This is a genomic window from Brachyspira catarrhinii (assembly GCF_005518285.1).
GTDB classification, from domain to species: Bacteria; Spirochaetota; Brachyspiria; order Brachyspirales; family Brachyspiraceae; genus Brachyspira; species Brachyspira catarrhinii.
Map to the genome: position 1 here is coordinate 1 of NZ_SJDU01000260.1, position 3,267 is coordinate 3,267.

Here is a 3,267-nt window from a genome sequence, read left to right on the forward strand (position 1 = left end):
ATTGAAAATAAAAGCTACAAAAATATAACAATAAAAATTCAATAATTTATTTTGAGTTTATAATTTTTTAACTCGCTTTTTTATCCGAATAAATATAACTATCCTTATAAGCCGCAATTTTTTTGATTTCGGTAAGAGCCTTTTGCGCGTCTTCTCTCGTCTCGTATCTTCCCACTTTTAACTTATACATAGTTTTTCCGTCAGAAGTCGCTTCCTCTTTTATAAAAGCCTTTGGAAATTTCGATTTCAAATTATCTCTCGCCGAATAAGTATTGTCTCTGTCATAACCGACTGCAACCTGTATAAAATAAACCGAATCTGCGGAAGATGTAGAAGTATAAGGGCGTTTAGTAATAGTAGAACTTTCGCTAACGGGAGTCGGAGTTGCGCTTGCAAATTGCTCTGGCGGATTATAACTCGAGTTAGGAGACAAATTATTTTTTTCTTTAATTATCGCGTCCAACTCGGAAGCCAAACTTTGAGTATATTCGTTATATCTGTCTTCGGAAGTCGAATTTTCCCTTATTATGCTTGAATTATTATAATTATTATAACTGTCGTTTTGAGTATTTTCAGACAAAGTCAAAATATCGTTATTTGCGCTTTCAAAATTCGAACTTGCAAAATTTGAGCTTGCAAAATTTCTGTTTCCAGACAATTCTTCCGTTCGCATAAGTATTTGAGACGAATTATTGTCAAACTCGTCATTATTTGCCATACTATTTGCATTATTAGGTTTTGAAGAACCCAAATGAAAACCCAAAATAAAAATAAATAATACGAGCAAAATCGAACTTGCCGCAAATATCAATAATCTTAAAGGAGTAAAATTAACTATATATAAAGTTTTTTTTCTTCCGTATTCAAAATTATTTTTTCTATTATTGGTATTATTAATAGAATAATCTTTTTCTACATTGTTTTGGTTTTGATTTTCGTTTATGTTTATCTCCATAATGCCGTCCTAATTTTTTTGAAACTATAACCAAATGATTATAATCTCTCATATTGTTTATTATAATATCGGCATTGGACTTCTTATTTTTTACATCGATTTGCATTTTTAAGACTTTTCTCGCTTCTTTTTCGGAGATATTTCGCTTTTTTTTCATTCTATTTATAATATCAGCGGTTTTTGAATTGACATATATCAAACTATCGCACATTTTATATATTTCGCTTCTCATAATTAGCGCCGCTTCGATAACGACATCTTTATCCGTAGAATTTATCAATTCGGATATTTTTTTTTCTATATATGGATAATTTATGCTTTCCAATTTTCTTAATTTTTTTGAATTTCCAAATACTATTTTTCCGAGTTTTTTTCTGTCTATATTTCCGTTATTATCGAGTATATCGCTTGAAAATTCTTTTATTAATTCTTCTTTTTTATTTTTATCGTTTAACGCTTCATGTCCTATGATGTCGGCGTCAATATATAAAGCGTTCAATTCTTTTGCGAGAAGTTTTGAAAAAGAACTTTTCCCCGAACATATAAGCCCGTATATTCCGATAACATTTTTCATAATTAATTTTGAGTTTGAACGGAATTAACCGCCGTATTTGTAATATAAGGAATAACTATTTGATTGATATTTATTCTGTTTAAAGCTCTGCCGTCAATAAGTTTCGTTAAAGATACATTTTCATCGGCGGTTATAACTTTCAACATTCCAATTGACATATCGGCGCTTCTATTCGATAAATCCGTTGTAGCCGTAGTCGTATTATAAATAAGAAGATTCATATCGTTGGTTAAACCTTGCAATTTGCCCGCGTTTATATAAATATTGTCATTATGAATATTAATAACTTTAGAATAAAAAGGAATAGAATTCTCTATAACTCTTCCCGTCATTACCGCGGCGTTCATGATTCTGTCTTTGCCTTTTGTGGTAATCGTAAAATTGGTAACCACTCTTTCGTTTCTCACTTCCACCAAATCGAGCATAACGGTAAAATTATCAGCGCTATTTTCAAAAGTCGAGCCTCTTAAAAAATAATCTACTTTCCTCGAATTTAATTCCGAGTATAAATCTCTTTCAGAGTAATAATTCGTATAAATATCCAATACTTGAAATTTTCCATATTGAGGCAAAACATAAGACAAAGTTTGATATAAAGCCGTATTAAAAAACATAGGACTGTCTTTTTGAGCGGTTATCGTGTCGGCTATCGCAATCGTAAAACCCGATTTTTCTAAATTATATTGATTTTCTATTCCCCAATTTCTTGACGGAATATTTCTATCCAATCTTCTTTTATAACTGTCGTATTTATAAACTATAGATTTGTCTTCGGGATTTACATTTTTCGCTATTTCCAATTCTTCCAAAGCTCGCTCTTCCAAACCCATTCGTCTATAAACATCCGAAAGCATCAACCTTGCGTAAGTATTCGCTGGATTTAATTTTAACATATGTTTCAAATAAGCCTGTGCTCTCACATTATCGGCAAGTCTCGTATAATAGGAAGCGGAATTTCCGTAATATAAAGCCGCTCTGTTTCTCTCGTAATCTGGCGTAGGATTCGTATTCAGTAAAACTCTCTCATAAGCGAGTCGTCCGAGTTCGTCTTCTGGTTTCGTTCTCAAATAATTTATATAAGAATTTTTAGCGTTTTGATAATTATTCGCTTCTTCGTAAACATTTCCTATATAATAATATTTGCTATTATTTTTAAATTCAGAATCGGGAATATATTCCAAAATTCCTATCGCTTCGTTATATCTTTTCAAAGACAAAAATATATTCGCTTGAAGTATTTTAGCCTCGTTATAATTCGTATAATAATAAAAAGCGTTACTCACTTCGCTTAAAGCGTTATTATAATTTCTATTCAAATAATAATAATTAGCCAAATGATAGTAGGATTCTGCCATTCTCGGATTATTATCAATATTATTATTTAATAAACTTAAAGCCCTATTGCTATTTCCGCTCGCAAGTTGCAAATACGCTAAAGAAACTGGCGCTTCCGCTCGGTTTCTGTCTATGATAATCGCTCTTTCGTATAGAGTCATTGCGGTTTTATAATAACCCATTCTTTCATTTAAAAGTCCTTCGGCGTAATTTGCGAAATAATTTTTACTATCCAAAGCCTTAATCGAATTAATCGTTCTTTTCGCCTCGGTATTTCTATTATTCAAAAGTTCAATATTAAGTTTTCTTTCGAGGACTCTAAAATCTTTAGAATGATAATTTGCCGCATCGTTAATAAGAGTTTCCGCCATAGAATAATTTTTTAATTTTATATAATTGTCTA

At 31.1% G+C, this 3,267-nt stretch carries 3 protein-coding genes; all 3 read right to left on the reverse strand.

Going from position 1 to position 3,267, the window contains the following annotated elements:
* Nucleotides 1-67 precede the first annotated feature (67 nt).
* Entirely contained in the window at nucleotides 68-955 is an 888-nt protein-coding gene (locus EZH24_RS09015) for an SPOR domain-containing protein (protein ID WP_236847144.1), read from the reverse strand.
* Entirely contained in the window at nucleotides 894-1,529 is a 636-nt protein-coding gene (gene coaE / locus EZH24_RS09020; protein WP_137998829.1) for a dephospho-CoA kinase, read from the reverse strand. The genes EZH24_RS09015 and coaE overlap by 62 nt, the downstream gene beginning before the upstream one ends.
* A 2-nt stretch (nucleotides 1,530-1,531) precedes the next feature.
* The coding region (locus tag EZH24_RS09025; protein ID WP_137998830.1) for a tetratricopeptide repeat protein at nucleotides 1,532-3,267 on the reverse strand (1,736 nt) is incomplete at its 5' end.